Origin of the sequence: Nonomuraea sp. NPDC050783, assembly GCF_040802095.1 — a bacterium.
In the GTDB taxonomy this organism is placed as follows: domain Bacteria; phylum Actinomycetota; class Actinomycetes; order Streptosporangiales; family Streptosporangiaceae; genus Nonomuraea.
The window spans coordinates 605,064-625,421 of sequence record NZ_JBFAHK010000004.1 but is presented as its reverse complement, the minus strand read 5'-3'; the positions used below and the strand labels follow the sequence as shown (position 1 = coordinate 625,421).

At 73.3% G+C, this 20,358-nt stretch carries 18 protein-coding genes; 7 read left to right on the top strand and 11 right to left on the bottom strand.

The window, feature by feature from the left end:
• Positions 1–9 precede the first annotated feature (9 nt).
• Positions 10–786: a hypothetical protein gene (locus AB0H75_RS14285; protein ID WP_367795823.1), complete on the bottom strand. Its 777-nt coding sequence runs from the start codon at positions 784–786 to the stop codon at positions 10–12.
• Positions 787–947: 161 nt separating this feature from the next.
• On the opposite strand from AB0H75_RS14285, the gene AB0H75_RS14280 reads away from it, so the two are divergent.
• Positions 948–1,751, top strand: coding sequence for a tyrosine-protein phosphatase (locus tag AB0H75_RS14280; protein WP_367795821.1), 804 nt, complete (start codon positions 948–950; stop codon positions 1,749–1,751).
• A 73-nt stretch (positions 1,752–1,824) separates the two neighbouring features.
• Here the strand turns inward: AB0H75_RS14280 and AB0H75_RS14275 are convergent, their stop codons facing one another.
• Both AB0H75_RS14275 and AB0H75_RS14270 read right to left on the bottom strand, forming a co-directional pair.
• Entirely contained in the window at positions 1,825–2,865 is a 1,041-nt protein-coding gene (locus AB0H75_RS14275) for a Gfo/Idh/MocA family oxidoreductase (RefSeq protein ID WP_367795819.1), read from the bottom strand.
• A gap of 41 nt (positions 2,866–2,906) precedes the next feature.
• Complete coding sequence (locus tag AB0H75_RS14270; RefSeq protein ID WP_367795817.1) at positions 2,907–3,815, bottom strand: proteasome assembly chaperone family protein; 909 nt, start codon at positions 3,813–3,815, stop codon at positions 2,907–2,909.
• Positions 3,816–3,890: 75 nt separating this feature from the next.
• Between AB0H75_RS14270 and AB0H75_RS14265 the strand changes: the two genes are divergently transcribed.
• Together AB0H75_RS14265 and AB0H75_RS14260 are read left to right on the top strand one after the other, a co-directional pair.
• Complete coding sequence (locus AB0H75_RS14265) at positions 3,891–4,373, top strand: PT domain-containing protein (RefSeq protein WP_367796023.1); 483 nt, start codon at positions 3,891–3,893, stop codon at positions 4,371–4,373.
• 199 nt (positions 4,374–4,572) lie between these two features.
• The gene (locus AB0H75_RS14260) at positions 4,573–5,442 is read left to right on the top strand and encodes a hypothetical protein (protein ID WP_367795815.1); all 870 of its coding nucleotides are present in this window, start codon (positions 4,573–4,575) and stop codon (positions 5,440–5,442) included.
• Here the strand turns inward: AB0H75_RS14260 and AB0H75_RS14255 are convergent.
• Entirely contained in the window at positions 5,430–7,565 is a 2,136-nt protein-coding gene (locus tag AB0H75_RS14255) for an ATPase (RefSeq protein WP_367795813.1), read from the bottom strand. The two genes, AB0H75_RS14260 and AB0H75_RS14255, sit on opposite strands and share 13 nt — an antisense overlap.
• Before the next feature lie 236 nt (positions 7,566–7,801).
• Here AB0H75_RS14255 and AB0H75_RS14250 point away from each other — a divergent pair, with 236 nt between their 5' ends.
• Positions 7,802–8,257, top strand: a complete 456-nt coding sequence (locus AB0H75_RS14250; RefSeq protein WP_367795811.1) for an N-acetyltransferase family protein — start codon at positions 7,802–7,804, stop codon at positions 8,255–8,257.
• 37 nt (positions 8,258–8,294) lie between these two features.
• Here AB0H75_RS14250 and AB0H75_RS14245 read toward each other — a convergent pair whose 3' ends face one another.
• Positions 8,295–9,629, bottom strand: a complete 1,335-nt coding sequence (locus AB0H75_RS14245) for a helix-turn-helix domain-containing protein (RefSeq protein WP_367795809.1) — start codon at positions 9,627–9,629, stop codon at positions 8,295–8,297.
• A 191-nt stretch (positions 9,630–9,820) separates the two neighbouring features.
• Between AB0H75_RS14245 and AB0H75_RS14240 the strand changes: the two genes are divergently transcribed.
• Entirely contained in the window at positions 9,821–10,936 is a 1,116-nt protein-coding gene (locus AB0H75_RS14240) for a serine hydrolase domain-containing protein (RefSeq protein ID WP_367795807.1), read from the top strand.
• A 14-nt stretch (positions 10,937–10,950) separates the two neighbouring features.
• Here AB0H75_RS14240 and AB0H75_RS14235 read toward each other — a convergent pair whose 3' ends face one another.
• From AB0H75_RS14235 to AB0H75_RS14225, 3 genes are all read right to left on the bottom strand, one after another.
• Entirely contained in the window at positions 10,951–11,796 is an 846-nt protein-coding gene (locus tag AB0H75_RS14235; protein ID WP_367795805.1) for an ABC transporter permease, read from the bottom strand.
• Positions 11,793–14,576 (bottom strand): alpha/beta fold hydrolase, encoded by a 2,784-nt coding sequence (locus AB0H75_RS14230; RefSeq protein ID WP_367795803.1) that lies wholly within the window; start codon positions 14,574–14,576, stop codon positions 11,793–11,795. The genes AB0H75_RS14235 and AB0H75_RS14230 overlap by 4 nt, the downstream gene beginning before the upstream one ends.
• A gap of 75 nt (positions 14,577–14,651) precedes the next feature.
• Complete coding sequence (locus tag AB0H75_RS14225; protein ID WP_367795801.1) at positions 14,652–15,059, bottom strand: PaaI family thioesterase; 408 nt, start codon at positions 15,057–15,059, stop codon at positions 14,652–14,654.
• A gap of 232 nt (positions 15,060–15,291) precedes the next feature.
• Here AB0H75_RS14225 and AB0H75_RS14220 point away from each other — a divergent pair, with 232 nt between their 5' ends.
• Positions 15,292–16,572: a cytochrome P450 gene (locus tag AB0H75_RS14220; RefSeq protein WP_367795798.1), complete on the top strand. Its 1,281-nt coding sequence runs from the start codon at positions 15,292–15,294 to the stop codon at positions 16,570–16,572.
• A 9-nt stretch (positions 16,573–16,581) separates the two neighbouring features.
• Here the strand turns inward: AB0H75_RS14220 and AB0H75_RS14215 are convergent, their stop codons facing one another.
• A complete protein-coding gene (locus AB0H75_RS14215; protein WP_367795795.1) occupies positions 16,582–17,088 on the bottom strand; it encodes an N-acetyltransferase family protein in 507 nt (168 codons plus the stop codon).
• 141 nt (positions 17,089–17,229) lie between these two features.
• On the opposite strand from AB0H75_RS14215, the gene AB0H75_RS14210 reads away from it, so the two are divergent.
• On the top strand, positions 17,230–18,405 hold the full coding sequence (locus AB0H75_RS14210) for a hypothetical protein (protein WP_367795793.1): 1,176 nt from the start codon (positions 17,230–17,232) through the stop codon (positions 18,403–18,405).
• A gap of 105 nt (positions 18,406–18,510) precedes the next feature.
• Here the strand turns inward: AB0H75_RS14210 and AB0H75_RS14205 are convergent, their stop codons facing one another.
• Complete coding sequence (locus AB0H75_RS14205; protein ID WP_367795791.1) at positions 18,511–19,542, bottom strand: copper resistance D family protein; 1,032 nt, start codon at positions 19,540–19,542, stop codon at positions 18,511–18,513.
• Positions 19,539–20,321 carry a copper resistance protein CopC gene (locus tag AB0H75_RS14200; RefSeq protein ID WP_367795788.1) on the bottom strand — a complete coding sequence of 261 codons (783 nt, stop codon included), beginning with the start codon at positions 20,319–20,321 and terminating at the stop codon, positions 19,539–19,541. Before AB0H75_RS14200 ends, AB0H75_RS14205 begins: the two co-directional genes overlap by 4 nt.
• Positions 20,322–20,358: the final 37 nt, after the last annotated feature.

Below are 20,358 nucleotides of genomic sequence, written 5' to 3'. Positions count from 1 at the left end.
CCCTCAGGCTCAGGTGAGCGGGGTGCGCAGCAGCGCGCCCGCCGCCTGCCTGGCCTGCGTGATGCTCTCCTCGAACAGCTTGCGCGCGTGCGCCGCCTGGTCGGCCAGCTCCCTGATGTGCTGGCGGGCCAGCTCGTCCCGGACGGTGTCGGCGATCAGCCGCTGGTAGTCGGGAGTCCTGGCCGCCAGCGCCTCCAGGCGTTTGTGGGTCTGGTAGACCTTGTCGGTCTTGATCACCTGTTTGGCGTACTTCTCCAGGTGGCGTACCCGCTGCGACAAAGACGTCCAGGCGGCGTCCAGCGCGCTGGTGTACGGCCGGAACGCCTCCTCCATGCCGGGCGGCAGCTCGCGCGGGACGAGCCGGCCGTGCTCGGCGTGCATGGCCGACAGGTCGCGCAGCCGCTGCGCGATCTGCCAGACCTCCTCCGGCAGGGTCACCTGGTTGTCGATGGTGTCGATCAGGCCCGCCCGGTGCACCTTGGAGGCCAGGATGACCTCGACCGCGTTCTGCGCCCGCCGCAGGAGCTGCTGGCAGGGGTAGTCCAGGTCCTCGGGCAGGACGTACCGGTCGGCGTGCGCGTACGCCAGGCGGAGCCGGCGTTTCGTGGCCCGGTACGACCCGTCCACCGCCATCCAGCGCAGCAGCGCGATCAGCCCGATGCCGAAGGCGGCCACGAACGCTCCGGCGGACTCGGCCACCAGGCCGATCAGCACCAGGAACGCGGGGAGGACGAACAGCAGCGCGGGATGGAAGGTGGTGTCCATCCGCTTGCCGGTCCGAGCCATGCGGAGGATGTGCGGGCTCGACCGTAGCTCTACTGAGATCTCCGGGGGCAGCGAGGGATCGATCACCAGCCTTGGAGGCAGAGCTCGTGGATCCATACGTTCATGCTGCGTTATGAAGCACGAATTCGCTCATGTTTGAGGGACATATAGGGTCGAACCTGATGAGCGAGATGACAAGGTGGATCGAGCTGGAAGGCGCGGTCAACGCGCGTGACCTGGGCGGCCTTCCCACCCGTGACGGCGGTGTCACGGTACGTGGCCGGATCTTCCGTGCCGACAATCTCCAGGGGCTCACGCCCCGCGACGTCGCCCTGCTGGTCGGCGAGCTGAAGCTGCGGCACGTGGTGGACCTGCGCTCCAACGCCGAGGTCGCGCTGGAGGGCCCCGGCCCGCTGACCCGGGTGCCGGAGGTGCGGCACCACCACCTGACGCTGTTCGCCGAGGGCGGCCGGCACACCGACGTCGAGGCCGACACCCAGCCCCTCGGCATCGACGGCGACCGGGTGCTGCCCTGGGCCGAGCGGGTGCCGGACGAGGAGCTGCGGGTGACCGGCTTCTACTTCGGCTACCTGCGCGACCGGCCGTCCGCGGTGATCGCGGCGCTGCGGGCGATGGCGCTGGACGACGGGGCGGCGCTGGTGCACTGCGCGGCGGGCAAGGACCGCACCGGCGTGCTGTCGGCGCTGGCGCTGGAGGTGGCCGGGGTCACCAGGGAGGCCATCGTGGCCGACTACGCGGCCACGGGCGAGCGCCTGGAGCTGATCCTGCGGCGCCTGCGCGCCAGCGAGACCTACCGCGGCGACCTGGACTCCCGCCCCGCCGACGACCACCTGCCCCGTCCCCGCTACATCGAGCAGTTCTTCCAGGTGCTGGAGGAGCGTTTCGGCGGCGTGATGGGCTGGCTGTCGCGCAACGGCTGGACCGAGACCGACACGGCCGCCATGCGCGCCCGCCTGCGCGACTGACGCCCGCCCGACCGCGCGGGCCGCCGAATCCGCGCGGCCCGCCCGATGTGTCCGGCTCCCGTCGCCCGCCCGGTCAGCCCAGGTGGATCACGGCGCGCTGGGCGGCCGAGCGGCGGGCCGCCTCCAGCACGGCGAGCACGTCCACCGCGCTGCGCGGATCGACCGGCGGCGGCGCGCCCTCCAGCAGCGCCGCCGCCACGCCCCGGTAGAAGTCGAGGTAGGCGCCGGGCTCGGTGCGCACCCGCCGCTGGTCGCCGGGGGTGCCCAGCTCGCCCCAGCGCTCCGGCTCGTCCTCGCCGAACCCCGGCGTGCCGGGCGCGACCCCGGCGCGCAGCCGCTCCTCCTGCACGTCCATGCCGTGCTTGACGTACGCGGCGGCCGACCCCAGCACCCGGAAGCGCGGCCCGGGCCGCGCCGCCAGCGAGCCGGCCCACAGGTGCGAGCGAGCCCCGCCGGCGTGCGTCAGCGCGATGAACGTGTCGTCGTCGGCGTTGACCCCCTCCCGCCGCACGTCGCTCTCGCAGTAGACCTCGCGCGCCGGCCCGAGCAGCCGCAGCGCCTGGTCGACCAGGTGGCTGCCCAGGTCGTAGAGCAGCCCGCCGATCTCCTCGGGCCCGCCGGTCTCCCGCCAGCCGCCCTTGGGGACCGGCCGCCAGCGCTCGAAGCGCGACTCGAAACGCAGGATCTCCCCGAGCGCGCCCTCCGCGGCCAGCCGCCGCACGGTCAGGAAGTCGCCGTCCCACCGCCGGTTCTGGAAGACGGTGAGCAGCACCCCGCGCTCCTCGGCCCGCCGCACCAGCTCCCGGCCCTCCTCGGCGGTGCCGGCCAGCGGTTTGTCCACGACGACCGGCAGCCCCTGCTCGATGGCGGCGGCGGCCGTGGCCACGTGCGTCCTGTTGGGCGAGGCGACCACGACGAGGTCGCACCGCCCCCACAGCTCCCGCACGTCGGCGACGCCCTGCGCGCCGTAGCGGCCGGCCACCTCCGACTGCCGCGCCGGGTCCCGGGTGACGACCGCGGCCAGCCTCAGCCCCTCGGTGGCGTGGATCAGCGGCGCGTGGAAGAACGCCCCCGCGACCCCGTAACCGACCAGCCCGACCCGGATCTCGCTCATCCGGCCAGGCTAGCGGAAGGGCCAGGTGACGGGCCCCGGCGTCACGGGGCGGGCGGGTCGTCCCGCTCGGCGAGGAAACGCTCGAACTGGGCGGCCAGCTCGTCGCCGGTGGGCATCGGGGTGGTCTCGGCGATGAGGTTCTCGCGCTCGGTGCCCGCCGCGAAGGCGTCGTACTGCTGCTCCAGGCCCTTGATCGCGGTGGACAGCTCGCTAGAAGCGCGGATCTGCTCCTCGATCTCCGCCGTCGTCCGCAGGGCGGCCTCGTGCAGCGCGTCCATCGGGAACACCAGCCCGGTGCCCCGCGTCACCGCCTCCAGCGCGGCCACCGCGGCGGTCGGATACTCGGCCTGCGCCAGGTAGTGCGGCACGTGGACCGCGTAGCCCAGCGCGTCGTGCCCCTGCGCGCCGAGCCGCAGCTCGATCAGCGCCGCCGCGCTGCCCGGCACCTGGACCCGGCCGAACGCGCTGCTCTGCGTGTTGATCAGCTCGGGACGGCTGGCGTGCGTGGTGACCCCCAGCGGGCGGGTGTGCGGGACCGCCATCGGGATGCCGTGCACCGTCACCAGCTTGCTCACGCCCAGCCGGTCGACCAGCGCCTTGACCGCCCTGGTGAACAACTCCCACTCCCGGTCGGGCTCGGGCCCCTGCATCAGCAGGAACGGCGTCCCCGTCGTGTCCTTCAACAGGTAGACGGCCAGCTCCGGGCTCTCGCACTCCACCCAGCGGTCGGTGTCGAAGGTCATGATGGGCCGGCGGGACCGGTAGTCGAGCAGCCGGTCCACGTCGAACGTCGCCACGACCCGGTGCTCCAGCTCGGCGAGCAGGTGGCCCAGCGCCAGCCGCCCGGAGCCCCCCGCGTCGACGAAGCCGTCGAAGTGGTACAGCAACACCGGATCGTGCAGCTCGGGCAGCTCGTCTGCGAGCTCGTAGAGATCCTTCGGGTCGAACACGGTTGGACAGCCTTTCCCTAGGTACTCTTTCCCAGAACCTATGGCGGGTCGGAACGATTCCGCGCACGGCACCCTATCGAGGCACGACGACCCGCGCGGACGGGACCCGGAGCCGCCACGCCAGCGGACCGGCCGTCGGACCGGCCGTCGGACCGGCCGTCGGACCGGCCGTCGGACCGGCCGTCGGACCGGCCGTCGGACCGGCCGTCGGACCGGCCGTCGGACCGGCTCGCCGGATCGGGCCAGGAGAGCGGGCCAGGAGATCGGCCCGGCGGCAAAGGTGACACTTTGCTGAGGGCGGCGGCTCATTACGGTCACGCCGCGACGGTAATGACGCTTGTCACACGCCGCGCCGGCATCGGGCGTGCCGGAGACCGCGGCCCGCCCCCGCTCGCCGGCGGCGTACCGGGGAGGCGATCCGCCGTGGTCAGCGCTCCACGGCCCGCCAGGACGGGGCCGGGCGGCGGGCTCGGTCCCATGCGCCGGGCAAGGTCTGGATGTTCGCGAAAAGCCAGTTTATCCAACGCTCCACGCAAAGGGCTTCATAGTGTGAAATAAGCATTAAAGGCCACGAACTTGTCGAGTGTGGCTTTTCGAGCAGTCCGTAGTCATGCTTAAGGACGTGGCTACTTCTGCACACTCCTTCGGTAGGCGACCGCTCCACATCCCTCCGCTGCCATGCCCGTTCCCCAGCGAGATCCACGAGCATGCTTCGGAGGTCGACGCGGAGAGCCACGCATGGCTGGCCGCCTCAAAAATGCTCAAGGGCGCCGCGACGGTCGAACTCTTCCGGCGTTCCAAGATCGGCCTGCTCGCGGCCCGGACCAATCCGACCGTGCCGCGTGACAGCCTCCGGTTGATCAACGACTGGTACAACTGGCTGTTCGCGTTCGACGACGCCTTCTGCGAGGGCGAGCTCATGGGACACCGGGCCTCGGCTCTGGCCCGTGCCCTGCCGCCGCTCCTGGAGATCCTCGACGGGCGCAAGGACCCCGACGAACACGACGACCCGTTCGGCCTGACGCTCAAGGAGCTCCTCGACCGCATCTCCGCCCTCGCCACCCCGGCCCAGGTGGACCGGTGGCGGACCACGGTCAAGGAGTACCTGTTCGCCCAGATCTGGGAGGCCGCCAACCGCGAGGTGGACCTGATCCCCACCCCTGAGGACTACATCCTCATGCGCCGCATCACCGGAGCCACCTACACCTGCTTCGCCCTCATCGACGCGGGTGGCGGCTACCGGCTGGAAGCCGAGGAGTGGCACCACCCCGACGTGCGCACGCTGTCCGACCTGGCGTGCGACCTGATCGGGTGGGACAACGACCTGCTGTCCTACGCCAAGGAGCGCGACAACGACAAAGCCCGGCACAACCTCGTCACCGTGCTGGCCACGCACAAGTCCCTCACGATCCAGGAGGCCATGCTGGAGGTCTCCCGGATGCACAACGCCGCCCTCACCGCCTTCCTGCAGCGGCGCGCGACCCTCGACCGGTGGGCCACCCTGCCGGTCCGCAAGTACGTCCGCGGCCTGGAGCACTGGATCCGCGGCCACATAGAGTTCTCGCTCGGCAGCGCCCGCTACGTCGGCGCCTGGCCCGACGGCACCCGCTGGCCTCAAGCCGTGTGAGGCCGGCTCTCGCCAGGGGCGTCCAGCTCGCCCAGCGCGAGCGCGGACGCCTCCTCGAGATCCCGTCGCGCGCCCTCCTCGAAGATCTCCTTGTAAGCCACCTCGCCCAGCCGGCGCTTGCACTCGCGCACGCAGGCGTCGTGGACGTCGGTCATCCAGGGCGCGCCGAGCTGCGGCAGCCCGGCCGTCTTCCAGTTCTGCTGCAACGCCCCCAGCAGCTGTGTCGCCGTCTCGGCGTCGTCCAGCTCGGCGAAGATGCGCGCCGCCGTCTCCAGCGCGAGCAGCATGCCGAGCGTGTCGTGGAAGTGCCGCTTGATGCGCAGCGCCTCCCGGGCGTTCTGCAGCGCCTCGTCGGCCCGGCCCGTCGCCAGCCTGGTGCCCGCCAGCGCCCACTGCGCGTGGGAGCTGACCCACAGCTCGCCGCGCTCCCGGCACACCTGCAGGCAGTCCTGGAGCAGCGACTCGGCCTCGTACAGCTCGCCCTGCGAGGACAGCACCAGCGACAGCTCCACGATGGCCGGCAGCAGGCCGGGGTTGAGCTCCTTGTTGTCGGTGTTGAACTCGATCGCCACGCCCAGCAGCGCGCTGGCCTTCTGCAGGTCGCCCTGGAGCAGCGCGGCCGTGCCCTGCATCTTCGAGGCCAGGATCACCGCCCGCGAGTCGCCCACCCGGACCGCCTCGGTGCTGCACTTCTCCGCCGCGGCCTGGGCGCCCGTGCTGTCGCCCTGGGCGCTCTTGACGTACGACAGCACCCACAACGCCTTGCAACGCTCCTTGCTGACCTCGGGGTTGGCCTCCAGCGCCCGCTCCAGGTAGAGCCGCCCCTCGCGGGCGAAGCCGCAGCAGACCCACATGAACCACAACGACGACAGCAGCGTCAGCGCCGAGATCTCCTTGCCCGGCGTCTTCAGCGCGTGCTCCAGCGCCACCCGCACGTTGTCGTGCTCCTGGCGCATCCGGACGAACCAGTAGATCTGCCGCGGCCCGGACCAGGCGTCCTCGCTGCGCTGGGCCAGGCTCAGGTAGTACTCCAGGTGCCGCTGGCGCATCTGCTCGCGCTGGCCGAGCTTGTCGAGCCACTCGTCGCCGTACTCGGCCAGGGTGTCGATCAGCTTGTAGCGGACACCCGCGTGGTTGCTCCTGATCAGCAGCACCGACTTCTCCACCAGGCCGGTGACCAGATCGGTGATGTCCTCGGACGGCAGGCGGCCGTCGGCGCAGACGAAGCGCGCCGCGTCCAGCTCGAAGTCGCCGGCGAACACCGACAGCCGCGCCCACAGCAGCCGCTCGGCGGGCTCGCACAGCTCGTGGCTCCAGCCGATGGCCGCCCGCAGCGTCTGGTGGCGCGGCAGGGCCGTACGGCTGGCGCCGGCCAGCAGGCTGAACCGGTCGGCCAGCAGCCCCAGGATCTGCTCCACCGACAACGCCCGCAGCCGCACCGCCGCCAGCTCGATGGCGAGCGGGATGCCGTCGAGCCGCCGGCACAGCTCGGCCACCGCGCCGATGTTGCCCTCGTCGAGCTGGAAGTCGGGGACGCTGGCCCCGGCACGGGCGGCGAAGAGCTGCACCGACTCGTTGGTGAAGTAGTTGACGGCCGCGTCGTCGCCGGGCACCTGCAACGGCGGGACGGGGACCACGTGCTCGTACGGCAGGTGCAGCGACTGGCGGCTGGTGGCCAGCACCTTCAGGTTGGGCGCCGCCTCCAGCAGCTCGTGGACCAGCTCCGCGCAGCCCTGCACGACGTGCTCGCAGGTGTCGATGATCAGCAGCATGTCGCGCTCGCCGACCCACTCCGACAGCGACTCCGACTCCGCCCGCGACGACTGGTCGGCGATGCGCAGGGCCGAGGAGATCGTGTGCTTGACCATGCCCGCGTCCTGGAGCCTGGCCAGGTCGGCGAACCAGACGCCGTCGGGGTACTGCGAGCGCACCTGGTGCGCCAGGCGCAGCACGGTGCGGGACTTCCCGACGCCGCCGATGCCCGTGACGGTCACCAGCCGGGACTCGCCCAGGTGCCGTTTGAGGTTGGCGAGCAGACGCGTGCGGCCGACGAAGCTGGTGAGCTCTGCCGGGAGATTGCCCTCTCGCCGCCAACCGGTCGGGGTGGCCATGCGCAGCCTCACGGGGGATAGGCGACACCTGCCCTGGCATCGTACCGCCGCACCTGCGGCGTGTCCCCGGAGCTGGGGACACGCCGGGTATTGCTTTGTACGTCTAGGTAGCATGTAAGCCGTGGATGATTTCTACCCCGAGCAGACGGCGGACGACCTGGACCTCGGCTGGGGCGACGACCTCCCCGACGAGGACCCGGACGACTTCTTCCTGGAGAACAGGCCGCCGCACTGGGACTGACGTCCCCGTGACCCGGCACACGCTGCGCCCCGCCACGCCGGGCGACTACGACGCCATCGCCGCCGTGGTCGACGCGTGGTGGGGCCGCCCGATCCTCGCCTCCCTCCCGAGGCTCTTCCTCGACCACTTCCACCGGACGAGCCTCATCGCCACGTCGGCCTCCGGCGCGATGGCGGGCTTCCTGATCGGGTTCCTGTCGCCGTCGGCGCCGCGCGAGGCGTACATCCACTTCGTGGGCGTCTCCCCGGAGGCCAGGGGGACGGGGGTGGCGCGGGAGCTGTACGAGGAGTTCTTCGGGATGGCGCGCGAGCACGGGCGGCACGTGGTGAAGGCCATCACCTCGCCGGTGAACGAGGCGTCGGTCGCCTTCCACCGGCGCATGGGCTTCACCGTGAACGGCCCCGTCCCCGGCTACAACGGCCCGGGGACCACCCTGCTGACCTTCGAACGCGCTCTCACCTGACGCCGCTCACCTGACGCCTTTTCATCCGCCGCCGCTACTACCGGCCGCCCGCCGGGAGGTCGTCCGGCCAGGAGCCCGCGAGCAGCCGCGTCACCGCCGTGCTCAGGACCCGCACCCCCCGCGTGGACCCGGGGTCGAGGCCCACCAGCTCCCGCACCCTCCGCAGCCGGTAGTCGAGCGTGCGCGGGTGCACGTGCAGCTGGGCGGCGGTGAGCAGCCGGTTCATGTCGTTGCGGTAGTAGGCGTCGAGCGTCGCGACGAGATCCGGCCCGCCGGCCAGGCGCCGCGCCACCTCCCGCAGCCACTCGTCCACCTGCGGGTGCTGCACGGCTCCCAGCTCGGCGAAGACGTCCGCCACCGCGTACGCGCGGCGCGGCACCCGCTCGACCGGCGCCACCCGGCTCACCCTGCGCGCCAGCGCGGCCGCCGGCGCCAGCCGGTACAGCGGCCCGTCGGCCGTGCCCACCGCGCAACTGCGCCCGGCCGTGGCGGCGAAGTCCCGCCCGATCGCCAGCGCCCGCCGCCGCGCCGCCTCCACGCCCTGCACCGTCCCGGGCCGCCCGCCCCGCCCCCCGCCGTCACCTCCCGCGCCAAGGGTCCCGTCACCGATCCCGTCACGAGCGCCGTCGCGAGTCCCGTCGCGAGCGCCGTCGCGAGTCCCGTCGCGAGCCCCGTCACAGGGCACCAGCGCCACGAACTCGTCCGCCCCCGACCACCCCACCGGCACCCGATGCTCCTCCAGCAGGACCCGGACCACCTCCTCCCGGTCCTCCTCCGCCAGCACCGCCACCCCGCCGCCACCGCCGCCGGTCGCGACCCGCATCACGGTCACCAGGTACCGCCCGCACACCGGCAGCCCGAGACCGCGCGCCAGCTCGGGCGCCGCCGGATCGTCGTACAGCAGCATCGTGGCGAGGAGCTGCGCCCGCGCCACGGCGGACACCAGCCGCCCCTGCCCCACGAGGTACCCGCCGGTGTGCGCCGCCTGGGCGACCCGGCCGTGCCGGGACAGCCAGTCCAGCAGGTGCATGGTGTCGTCCAGGTCCCACGGCCCCGCCGCCTCCGCGATCTCGCGCATGGTCAGGGCGGCGTGCAGGGCGAGCGCGTTCCGCTGCCCGGCCGCCGACACCCCCTGCGCGCCCCGCTGCTCACCGATCGCCCTGATGAAGGCGAGGTCGGAGTCGAGCAGCGGCTCGTCCGAGGCGACGAGCTCCGCCGTACGCCGGCGGATGATCACCGCGAAGTCCATCATCGACGCCCGCGCCACGGGCTCGATCGCGTGGTAGTCGGCGATCTCCCCGACGCACGCCTCGACGACCCGCCTGGCGTTGGCGTCCACCCGGCGTTTCAACGTACCGAAAAGGTTCCCCATGGCGGACTCCCCGTCCGACGCCGATGCCCCTGTCCTGTCCCACCCGTTCCTCACCTATACGCCCGCGCCCGCCCCGTGGATCACCCCGGATCGGTCCTCTCGCGCACCTCCGCCCCACCCGCGTCACCCGCGCACCGGCACTCCCGTAAACCAGTGGCCCGGCGAGAGACGGCGGAGCTACGTTCCGTCCCATGACGGAGCTCCACGGCACGTGCGACGGCCGTTTCACCGAGGTACGCGAGACGCTGGCCGGCTTCCTGGCGAGCGGCGCCGACGTGGGCGCCTCGGCCGCCGTGTACGTGGACGGCGAACCGGTCGTGGACCTGTGGGCGGGTCACGCCGACCCGGAGCGCGACCTTTTGTGGGAATGCGACACCATCACCAACGTCTTCTCCACGACCAAGACCATGACGGCCCTGTGCGCGCTGATCCTCGCCGACCGCGGGGACCTCGACCTCGACGCGCCGGTGGCCGCGTACTGGCCGGAGTTCGCGGCGGCGGGCAAGGCCGGGGTCCTGGTCCGGCACCTCCTGTCCCACACCGCCGGGCTGCCGAGCTTCGACGCGCCGCTCACCGTCGAGGACCTGTACGACTGGGACAGGGCCACCGCCCTGCTGGCCGCCCAGACGCCGCGCTGGCGGCCGGGAGCCGAGTGCGGTTACCACGTGGTGACGCAGGGTTTCCTGGTCGGTGAGGTGGTCCGCCGGATCACCGGCCGCACCCTGGGCGCCTTCTTCGCCGAGGAGGTGGCCGCCCCTCTCGGCGCCGACTTCCACATCGGCCTCCCCGAGCGGGAGGACCCCCGCGTCGCCCCGATCATCCCGCCCGAGCCCGCGCGACCGGCGGCCGCGACCGGCGGCAGAGGTGCCGGCGAGCCGCTCAGCCCCGTGATCGATCCCGCCGTCGCGAACACCGCGGCCTGGCGCCGCGCCGAGCTGCCGTCCGGCAACGGGCACGGCAACGCCCGTTCCGTCGCCGCCGTCCAGTCGGTCCTGGCCTGCGGCGGCACGGCCGACGGCGTCCGCCTGCTGTCGCCGGCGGGCTGCGAGCGCGCGCTGGAGCAGCAGTACCACGGCGTGGACCGTTTGCTCGGCGTCCCCATGCGCTACGGCCTGGGGTACGGCCTCTACGGCGAGGGCGGGCGTACCTGCGGGTGGGGCGGGTGGGGCGGCTCCCTGGTGTTCATCGACTTCGACGCCCGGATGGTGGTGGCGTACGTGATGAACCGGATGATCGACGGGGGCGGCCTCACCGACGAGCGCGGCTTCGGCATCGTGCTCGCCGCCTACGGCGGCCTCACCGCCTGAACCCCGCCCGCCGCTCAGCTCACCACGTCCTTCCGCCGGAAACGGCGGAAGGCCACGGCGATCAGGACGGCCGCGTACGTGATCGAGATCGACGCCCCCTTGACCATGCCGCTCCAGTCCAGCTCCGGCGCGAGCGCGTCCAGCCAGGCGGCGTTCCAGAACGTGGGCAGGAACTCCCGCAGCGCCCCCAGCGCCTCGACCGCCTGGAGGATCGTCGAGACGATCCACAGCCCGACCGCCCCGCCCACCGCGCCCAGCGGGGAGTCGGTCACGGTAGACAGGAGGAACGCCAGCGCGGCCACCACGAGCTGGCTGACCAGCGCGTACCCGATCACGATGCCGAAGCGCGGCAGGATGTCCAGCGCCGGGATGATCTCGCCCGTGACGGGCACCTGGATGTCGTTCCACCCGAACGCCAGCGTGCCGGCCAGCAGCGCCATCAGCGGCAGGCAGATCACGGCCGCCGCCGAGTAGCCGAGCGCCACGATCAGCTTCTGCCGCAGCAGCCGGTCGCGGGGGATCGGGGCGGCGAGCAGGTAGCGCAGCGACGACCAGTTGGCCTCGCTGGACACGGTGTCGCCGCAGAACAGCGCCACCGCGACCACCAGCAGGAAGTTGGCCGACACCGACAGGGCGAAGGCGGCGAAGTTGAGGCCGCTCTGCGTCGCCAGGTCGGAGATGCGCAGCGACGGCCCCTGGTCGCTGGACTGCGGCCCGAACTGGAAGGCGATCACCAGGACCCACGGCAGCGCGAGCAGCAGCCCGAACATGGCGATCGTCCGCCGCCGCTTGAACTGCCGGACGATCTCCACCCGGAGCGGCAGCGTGCGGCGGGGTGCGTAACCCGGCGCGGCGGTCATCTCTTGTCTCCGATGAGGTCGAGGAACACGTCTTCCAGGCGCGGCCCGTGCCCGTTGGCGGGCGTGGCCGAGGTGAGCAGCCGCGACACCGGCCCCGCGGAGACCAGGCGCCCGCGGTGCATGACCACGACGTGGCTACAGGTCTGCTCCACCTCGGCGAGCAGGTGGCTGGAGACGATCACGGTACGGCCCTCGCGCGCGTAGCGCTTGAGCACCTCGCGCATCTCCCGGATCTGGGGCGGGTCGAGGCCGTTGGTGGGCTCGTCGAGCACCAGCAGGTCCGGCAGGCCGAGCATGGCCTGGGCGATGGCGAGCCGCTGCCGCATGCCCTGCGAGTAGGTGCGTACGGCACGTTTCAGCGCCTTGCCCAGGCCCGCGATCTCCAGCGCCTCCTCGAAGTGCGCGTCGGCGGGCGGGCGGCCGGTCGCCGCCCAGTACAGCTCGATGTTGTCGCGGCCGGACAGGTGCGGCAGGAAGCCGGGGCCCTCGACGAACGAGCCGAGCCTGGACAGCACGGGCGCGCCCGGCGTCACCGGCTCGCCGAAGATGCGGATCTCGCCGCCGTCGGGGCGGATGAGGCCCATCATCATCCGCATCGTGGTCGTCTTGCCGGCGCCGTTGGGGCCGAGCAGGCCCAGGACCTGACCCTGCTCGACGCGGAACGACAGGCCGTCCACGGCCGGTTCCCCGTTGCGGTACGCCTTCGTCAGCCCCTTGATCTCCAGCGGCACCGGCCGCCGCCCGCCGTCGCCGTCGTCCACGTCGGGGGCCGGGGCGACGGCGGCGGGCCGGTCGTCCGCGGGCAGGTCCACGGGCAGGTCCACGGGCAGGTCCGCGTGCAGGTCCGCGGGCCGGGCGCGCCCGCGCGGGCGGGCACCGGACGGGACCAGGGACGAGGCCCGGCCGGTGGCGAGCAGGACGGCGGCGAGCACGACGGCGGCCAGCGGCATCGCCCACACCCACCAGGCGATCCCGGCCGGCGCGGCGGTCAGCGCGGGCACCGTCGGGACGGTGAGGCCGGGGGCGGCCAGCGACACCTGGTAGGTGGCGGGCTCGGCCGGCGTGGCGAACCCCATGTCGGTCGTGGTCACCACCAGCCGCAGCCGGTGGCCGGCGGCGAAGCCGTGATCGACGGCGGGCAGGGTGACCGTGGCCACGACGCTGCCCGCGCCGTCGGGGATCGTCACCCGGAACGGCGCCACCAGCCCGCCGGGCAGGACCGGTAGCTGCGAGCCCTCGGACACGTCGTACACCTTGGCGAACAGCGTCGCCTCGCCCTTGCCCGACACCCTGACCTGGGCGGTGGCGCTGCCGGTGAGCTGGAGCGGCGCGGTCAGCGGCCGGGACTCGAACGCCGCGCTCTGGCCGGGCATGTCGAGCGACACGCCGCCGTTCTGGCCGCCCAGGAGGGCGCCCACGCCGGGCACGGTCGAGATCGAGGCGGGGGCGCCGCCCGGCGGGTTGACGATGCTCTGCTCCGGGCCGCCGAGTTGCACGGTGGTGGTGCCGGTGCCGCCGAGGCCCGGGTAGGAGGACGCCTCCGGGTGCAGCCTGATGCGCTGGCGGGTGCCGGGGTCGCGGCCGCCGTCACGGGTGACGGTGAAGGCGCTGACCGGCGGCGCGGCCTGTGCCGAGCCCTCGCCCTTGAGGTAGCGGGCCAGCCAGGCCGAGGTCTGCTCGTGAAGCCAGTCGGCCTCGCCGTTGCCGCCGTCGTGCCCGCCGTCGAACCAGGCGAGGCTGACCGGGGTGCCGGCGGCGGCGATCGCCTTGGCGTTGGCGTCGGCGTGGCTCAGCGGGAACAGGGAGTCGCGCTGGCCCTGGAGCAGCAGCGTGGGGGCCTTGATCCGGCCCGCCACGGCGATCGGGCTGGAGGCGCGCAGGAGGGCGATCGCCTCGGGGGTGGCCCGGCCGTCCTTGGCGACCTGCTGGTAGATGTCGCAGATCGCGGGCAGGAACCGGCCGCAGCGCGCCTCCTGGGGCGACATCGGCGCGGCCGCCTGGCCCCGCCCCTGGCCGCCCTCTCCCCGGCCGTCCTCTCCCTGGCCGCGCTGCCCCTGGTCGCCCTGCCCCTGGTCGCCCTGGCTCTGGCCCTGCTGGGCGAAGCCGTCGAGGGAGAGGCCGCGGCCGAAGAAGATGCCCGACCACATGCGCTTGAAGACGCCGGTCTCGGGATGCCCGAGACCGGTGCCGGTGGAGCCCCCCGCGGCGCTCGCGGGGGCCTGGACGGCGTCGTCGGGGAACAGCGCGTCGGCGAGGTCGGCCCAGGTGATCTGCGGGACGATCGCGTCCACGCGCTGGTCGAAGGCCGCCGTCATCAGCGCGATCGCGCCGCCGTACGAGCCGCCCACGATGCCCACCCGCGGGTCGCCCGCGGCGTCGAGCCGCACCTCCGGCCGCTTGGCGACCCAGTCGATGAGCTGCTTGACGTCCTTGACCTCGTAGTCGGGCGAGTTGAGCGCGATCTCGCCGGTCGAGCGGCCGAAGCCGCGCGCCGACCACGTCAGCACCGCGTAGCCGTCCTGGGCGAGCCGCGTCGCCTGCTGCCTGACGCTCTGCTTGCTGCCGCCGAACCCGTGGGCGAGCAGCACGACCGGCGCCCTCCCCCCGCCCGCGGGCGGGAAGAAGGTGGAGTCGAGTCGCACCTGTTGGTCATCGGCCGGCCCGTCGACGACACTGATCACCTGGTCCTGACCTCGCACCTGCGGAGCGGACGGCAAGACCAGCCAGGTCGCCACCCCGATCAGGGCGAGTGCCGCCACCAGCGCGGCCACACGCTTCATGCGGAGAGCCTACTTTCCGGACCTGAGAGATCCCTGAGACAGTGTTCGCGGTTCATCCAGGACAGGGCTCGCGGCTCACCCCAGGAGGGCGTAGACGGTCGAGGCGCGGGCGGCCGGCTCCGTGGCGCCCTCGGCGGTGAGGGCGACCTCGGCGAAGGCGAGCGTGCGCCCCAGCTTGGTGATGCGGACGTCGACCAGCACGTCGTGGCCCGCCACCGGCCGCTGGAACGTCGTGGACTGCTGCACCGTCGTCATCGGCACGAACCCGCCCCGGGCCGCGCAGATCGCCAGCGCGGTGGCGGTGTCGGCGGCGGCCATCATCGCCTGCCCGGACAGGCCGCCGCCCTCGCGCGCCAGCTCGCCGGACCAGGGCAGGCGGACGACGGTGCGCCGCTCGCCCACCTCCTCCACCCGCAGGCCGAGCCGCTGGACCCAGGGGGCGAAGCTGGCACGCAGGATCGCCTCGACGGCTGCCGGGCTCATGGTTTCCGGTGTCACGTTCTCTGAAGTCACGCCGTCATCATGCACGCCGCCCGGCCGGCGCGGAGCCGCGAACCGTCGGCCTGTGGACAACCGCGCGCGGCCGGGGCCGGCCTGTGGACGACGAGGGGAGCGGGGGCATGGCGGCATGGCGGCATGGCCTTGTCGTGGCCTTGTCGCCGGCCGAGGTTCGGGGTAAGGCTCATGGACGGGTGACCGGCGGGAGGAGGCTCGGATGGCGGTACGGGAAGAGGAAGCGGTCCGGATCTTCCTGCCGTCCACGTACGAACAGGCCGTCCCCTACGACCTGTTCGCCCGCCTGCGCCGCGAGACCCCCGTCCGCTGGATCCCCGAGCCCGCCGTCGGCCCGTGGCGCGAGGGCCCCGGCTACTGGGCGGTCTTCCGCCACGCCGACGTCAAACACGTCCTCCGCACCCCGGAGGACTTCTCCTCGCACCTCGGCGCGACCCAGATCCGCGACCCCGACACCCCGTCCGACCTGGCCTTCGTCCAGGACATGATGCTGAACATGGACCCGCCCGGCCACTCCAGGCTGCGCCGGATCGTGGCGGCGGCCTTCACCCCGCGCGCGGTGCGGGCGCTGGAGCGGACGATCGCCGAGCACGCGGCGGCGCTGTTCGGGCGGGGCGAGTGCGACTTCGTGGAGGTGGTCGCCGAGCTGCCCGTGTGGACGCTGGCCCACGTGATGGGGGTCCCGGCGCGGGACAGGCGATTGCTGTACGACTGGGCCTCGCGGGTCATCGGCTACCAGGACGCCGACTACGCGGGGCTGTCCACGGCCGACGTCGCCTCGCTCACCCCGATGGGCCGCCTGGCGGTCGCGGCCAGGCCCGAGCCGCGGCCCGGCGTGAACCCCAGGTCCAGGGCGGCGCTGGCCGACATGTTCGCCTACGCGCACGCCCTCGCCGAGGCCCCGGCGGACGACAAGTCCGTCATGTCCGCCATGCGGCGGGGCGGGCTGGCGGAGGGCGAGTTCGAGAACATGTTCTTCCTGTTCGCCGTCGCCGGCAACGAGACCCTCCGCAACGGCATCCCCGGCGGCCTGCTCACGCTCCTGGAGCACCCGGCCGAGCTGGCCCGCCTGCGCGCCGACCCGTCCCTCCTGGGCTCCGCCGTCGAGGAGCTGCTGCGTTTCTGGCCGCCGGTCATCCACTTCCGCCGCACCGCCACCCGCGACCTGACCCTCGCCGGCCGCCGCATCCGGGCGGGCGAGAAGGTGGTCGTCCACCACGCCTCCGCCAACCGCGACCCGTCCGTCTTCGCCGAGCCCGACCGCCTCGACCTCGCCCGCACCCCGAACGACCACGTCAGCTTCGGCTTCGGCCCGCACGTCTGCCTCGGGGCGCACCTGGCCCGCGCGCAGTTCCGCGCGGTGCTCGGCGAGCTGCTGCGCTGGGACGTCGAGCCGGCCGGCGAGCCGCGGCGCCTCACGTCCAACTTCCAGAACGGGCTCAAGCGCCTGCCTGTACGGCTGAGCCCGCGCCGCGCCGGCTGACCGGGGGGCTCAGGCGACCGGCAGGTCCAGCCGGTAGTGGACCTCCTCCAGCGGCGGGTCGGGCAGCGTCTTCGTCCGGCCCGACGGCCGGAAGCCGAACCGCTCGTAGAAGCGGCGCGCCCGCGGGTTGTCCGCCAGCACCCACAGCCCGACGTCGCCGTGCCCGGACGACGCCAGGTCCTCGACGGCGGCGGTCATCAGGGCGCGTCCCATGCCGGTCGAGAACTCCTCGGGCAGCACGTAGATGGCGTACACCTCCATGCCGGTCAGGCCCTCGTCCCGCGCGGGGCCGTAGAGGGCGAAACCGCGCAACCCATCGCGCACCGCCACCACTCCGGACACGCGCCCGCTCGCCAGCGCCTCGGTCCGGCCGCGGACGACCTCGGGCCGCACCTCCAGGGTGTCGAGGAGGCCGGCGGGCATGACATCCCGGTACGCGGTACGCCAGGACGCGAGGCGGACCTCTTCGATCGCTTCGGCGTCGTCCGGACGGGCTGGCCGGATTTCGTACGGCATGTCATTCATTGTCGCAGGAGAAGATCGTGAGCGGATAGAAGTCCGCCAGGATCAGGACATCGAGAACCGGGGGCCGGAAGAACCGTAAGATTCACTCCCGTGAAGTCTCCAGCATCCTTCAAAAAGGCCACAGAGTGGGCCTTGCCGTACTGGACCAGAGGCCAGGCAGGCCGCGAGACGCCGCACGACCTGTTCAGGGTGCTCTACTTCGGATGGCTGGTGGCGCTCACGCTCAAGCTGCTCGGCTCGGCCTGGGACGTCTCGTGGCACTTCAAGTGGCTGCGTGACGACCTCGCCCCGCCGCACCTGCTGAACTCCGCCGGCACGGCCATCGCGGTCGCCCTGACCATCATCCACGGCTACACCGGTTACGGCGTCGACAGGCTCGCGCTCAGGCTCATCCAGTGGGGCACCGGGATCTTCCTCGTCGCGGTCCCGCTCGACCTGATCAACCACCGCGTCAACGGGCTCGACATCACCTCGTGGAGCCCGTCCCACCTGATGCTCTACGTCGGGACGTTCTTCATGATCGCCGGCGTGATCCGCGGCTGGTTCCTGGGCGCGCCGCCCGGCAGGGAGCGCACGCTCGTGCTGGCCGCGTTCCTCGCGTTCTTCCTGGAGAACGTGCACTTCCCCGAGCAGCACCAGGAGTACGGCATCCTGTCGGTCGGGGCGTGGGACAACCACGCCGTCTACGCCGAGCCGATCCTGCTGCAGTTCGCCGCCGACCAGATGGGGCGGCCGGTGGACCGCACGATGATGCTCGGCTTCGCCCTGCCGGTGCCCGACTTCCTCTACCCGGTGTACGCCGTGGTCGCGGGGCTGTCGGTGCTGGTGGTGGCGCGGCTGCTGATCGGCCGGTTCGGCGCCGCCACGCTCGTGGCCGGGGCCTACGTCGCCTTCCGCACGCTGATCTGGCCGCTGCTGACCTTCACCGGCTTCCCGCCGTCGGCGGTGCCGTTCTTCCTGGTCGTGGCCGGGCTCATGGTGGACGTGGCGTTCCTGGTACGGATGCCCGTCGTGCGGGCCGTCGCGGGGGCCGCCGGGGTGACCGCCGTCGCGTACGGGGCGCTCGCCGCGCAGAGCGCGATCATGGGCGCGGTGTACGGCGCCGTCAAGGGCCAGGAGGGGCTGCTGGGCGCGCCTCCGCAGGCCGGGTCGTCCGCCGTGTGGGCGGGGCTGGGGCTGCTGGCCATCTGGCTGGCGGTCGAGTGGGTCGCGAGCAGGCGTGTGCCGCGGCCGGCCGGCCCGGACGACGAACGCCCAGCAGGCCGCCGCCCGGGCCGCCGCCAGAACCGGCGCCCGGTCCCCGCCTGATCTCGGCCTGATCCCCGCCCCGGCCAGGCCCGCCCGGGTCCGGCCCAGCCAGGTCCGGCCCGACCAGGCCCACCCCGGCCTGATGGCCGGGTGCCGGGCGGTGGCTCAGGCGATCGAGGCGCGGGTGATGGCCACCGCCACCCCGTACGCCAGGCCCATCACCCCGACCTCGGCCGTCGCCCACCTCGCGAGGGCGGTGGCCCGGCCCTGGCGTACGGCGGGCAGGAGGCGGAAGCGGATGTGCGCCGCCAGCGGCACCAGCGCGGCCACCAGCGCCGTCTTGACCACGACCAGCAGCCCGTAATGGCTGGTCACGATCGCGTCCGGCAGGGTCACGCCCGGGGTCAGCGCCATCGTGCCCAGCCCGGTCACCAGGCCCGACAGGCCGACCAGCAGCAGGCACAGCGTGGCCAGCCGGGAGAACCTCGGCAGCGCCACGGCCAGCAGGTCGCGGTGCGGGGCCAGGAACGCGGCCGTCGCCACCAGGCCGCCGCTCCACGCCGCCGCGCCCATCACGTGGATCTCCATCGAGATCATGATCGGGTCGTGCCAGACCGAGTTGACGGCGTGACCGGTCACCGGGATGGGCAGCAGCCCGAACAACGCCACGATCACCCGCAGCTCGGCCGGGACCTTCTCGCCGAACCTGACCGCCATCAACCCGATCCCGGCCGCGGCCAGCGCGCATGCGGCGCTGAACAGCAGGCCCTGGCCCGTGCCGACGTCCCCGACATAGGCGGCGATCATCCCGAACGTGGGCACGCCGCCCGGGTTCAGCTCGGCCGTCTGGAGCACGATCGTCAGCAGGGCGCAGATCGCCCACACCCAGGCCGCGATCACGGCCAGGGGCCGCACCCGCAGCAGGACCGGCTCCGTGCGCTCGGGGGCGTCGAAGCCGAGCAGCTTGGGCAGCAGGCTCAGGCCGACCACGGCGACGGCGGCCAGGTCGAGCAGGACCCGCACGACGGGCAGGCCGACGGTGACGAACGGGCCGGGCATCGGGATGCCGGGGACGCTCTCCTGAGCGGTGAACGTGCCGGCCGCCACGGCCGCGGCCACGGCGCACACGCCGAACACCCCGGCCACGAGCAGCCCACCGGTCCGCTGCCGGGCGAGGGGCGGCGCGGTGACGCTCACGGCCGCGCCCCCTCGTCGCCGGCGCCCCCCAGCACCGAGGCGCCGGGCGCCGGCCCGGAGGTGCCCGCGCGGGGCGCCGGCCCGGAGGTGCCCGCGCCGGGCGCCGGCCCGGAGGTGCTCGCGCCGGACGGCGCAGCGGGGGAGGGCCCGGCCGGGGAGGAGCCGCCGGGAGAAGGGGCGGCGCGGCGGAGGGCGACGACCGTGCCCGCGGCGAGCAGCAGCAGCGCGCCGACGATCCAGACGACGGCCATGCCGGCCCCGCCGTTCGCCGCCGCCTCGGCCGCCGCCGCACCGGCCTCGGCCGACCCCGTACCCGTGCCCGAGGACGCGCCCGCACCCGAGGACGCGCCCGCATCCGATCCCGCCGCGCCCGTGCCCGTGCCCGGGCTCGGGGCGGCCGAGGTGGTGGTGGACGCCGTGCCCAGGACGAAGGTGAGCCTGCCGGTGACCGGATGCCCGTCGGCGGACAGGATGCGGTAGCCCACCACGTACGTCCCGCTCCCGGTCAGCGGCTTCAGCTTCACCGACACCCGCTCGGCCGCCACGACCGCGTCCCCGTCCGCCCAGGACGCCCCGTCCGCCCCGGTCACCTCGATCCGCGCGTACCCCTGCCGCACCGCCTGGTCGAAGACCAGCGTCACCTGCCGCGGCGCGGCCGCCAGCGTGGCGCCGTCCGCGGGATCGCTGCCGACCAGGACGTTGTGCGCCTGCGCCGCGTACGGAGGGACGACCCCCATCGCCGCGCAGGCGAGCAGCAGGACCGTGAGTAGCCGCCTCAAAGCCGAAAGCCTTCCATCGAACCTTGCCTGGAACCCG

What these genes read in the sequence shown, in the direction of transcription:
- AB0H75_RS14285 (WP_367795823.1), bottom strand. Translation starts at nt 786, where the DNA reads ATGGCTCGGACCGGCAAGCGGATGGACACCACCTTCCATCCCGCGCTG.
- AB0H75_RS14280 (WP_367795821.1), top strand. Translation starts at nt 948, where the DNA reads ATGAGCGAGATGACAAGGTGGATCGAGCTGGAAGGCGCGGTCAACGCG.
- AB0H75_RS14275 (WP_367795819.1), bottom strand. Translation starts at nt 2,865, where the DNA reads ATGAGCGAGATCCGGGTCGGGCTGGTCGGTTACGGGGTCGCGGGGGCG.
- AB0H75_RS14260 (WP_367795815.1), top strand. Translation starts at nt 4,573, where the DNA reads ATGCTCAAGGGCGCCGCGACGGTCGAACTCTTCCGGCGTTCCAAGATC.
- AB0H75_RS14245 (WP_367795809.1), bottom strand. Translation starts at nt 9,629, where the DNA reads ATGGGGAACCTTTTCGGTACGTTGAAACGCCGGGTGGACGCCAACGCC.
- AB0H75_RS14240 (WP_367795807.1), top strand. Translation starts at nt 9,821, where the DNA reads ATGACGGAGCTCCACGGCACGTGCGACGGCCGTTTCACCGAGGTACGC.
- AB0H75_RS14235 (WP_367795805.1), bottom strand. Translation starts at nt 11,796, where the DNA reads ATGACCGCCGCGCCGGGTTACGCACCCCGCCGCACGCTGCCGCTCCGG.
- AB0H75_RS14230 (WP_367795803.1), bottom strand. Translation starts at nt 14,576, where the DNA reads ATGAAGCGTGTGGCCGCGCTGGTGGCGGCACTCGCCCTGATCGGGGTG.
- AB0H75_RS14225 (WP_367795801.1), bottom strand. Translation starts at nt 15,059, where the DNA reads ATGAGCCCGGCAGCCGTCGAGGCGATCCTGCGTGCCAGCTTCGCCCCC.
- AB0H75_RS14220 (WP_367795798.1), top strand. Translation starts at nt 15,292, where the DNA reads ATGGCGGTACGGGAAGAGGAAGCGGTCCGGATCTTCCTGCCGTCCACG.
- AB0H75_RS14215 (WP_367795795.1), bottom strand. Translation starts at nt 17,088, where the DNA reads ATGCCGTACGAAATCCGGCCAGCCCGTCCGGACGACGCCGAAGCGATC.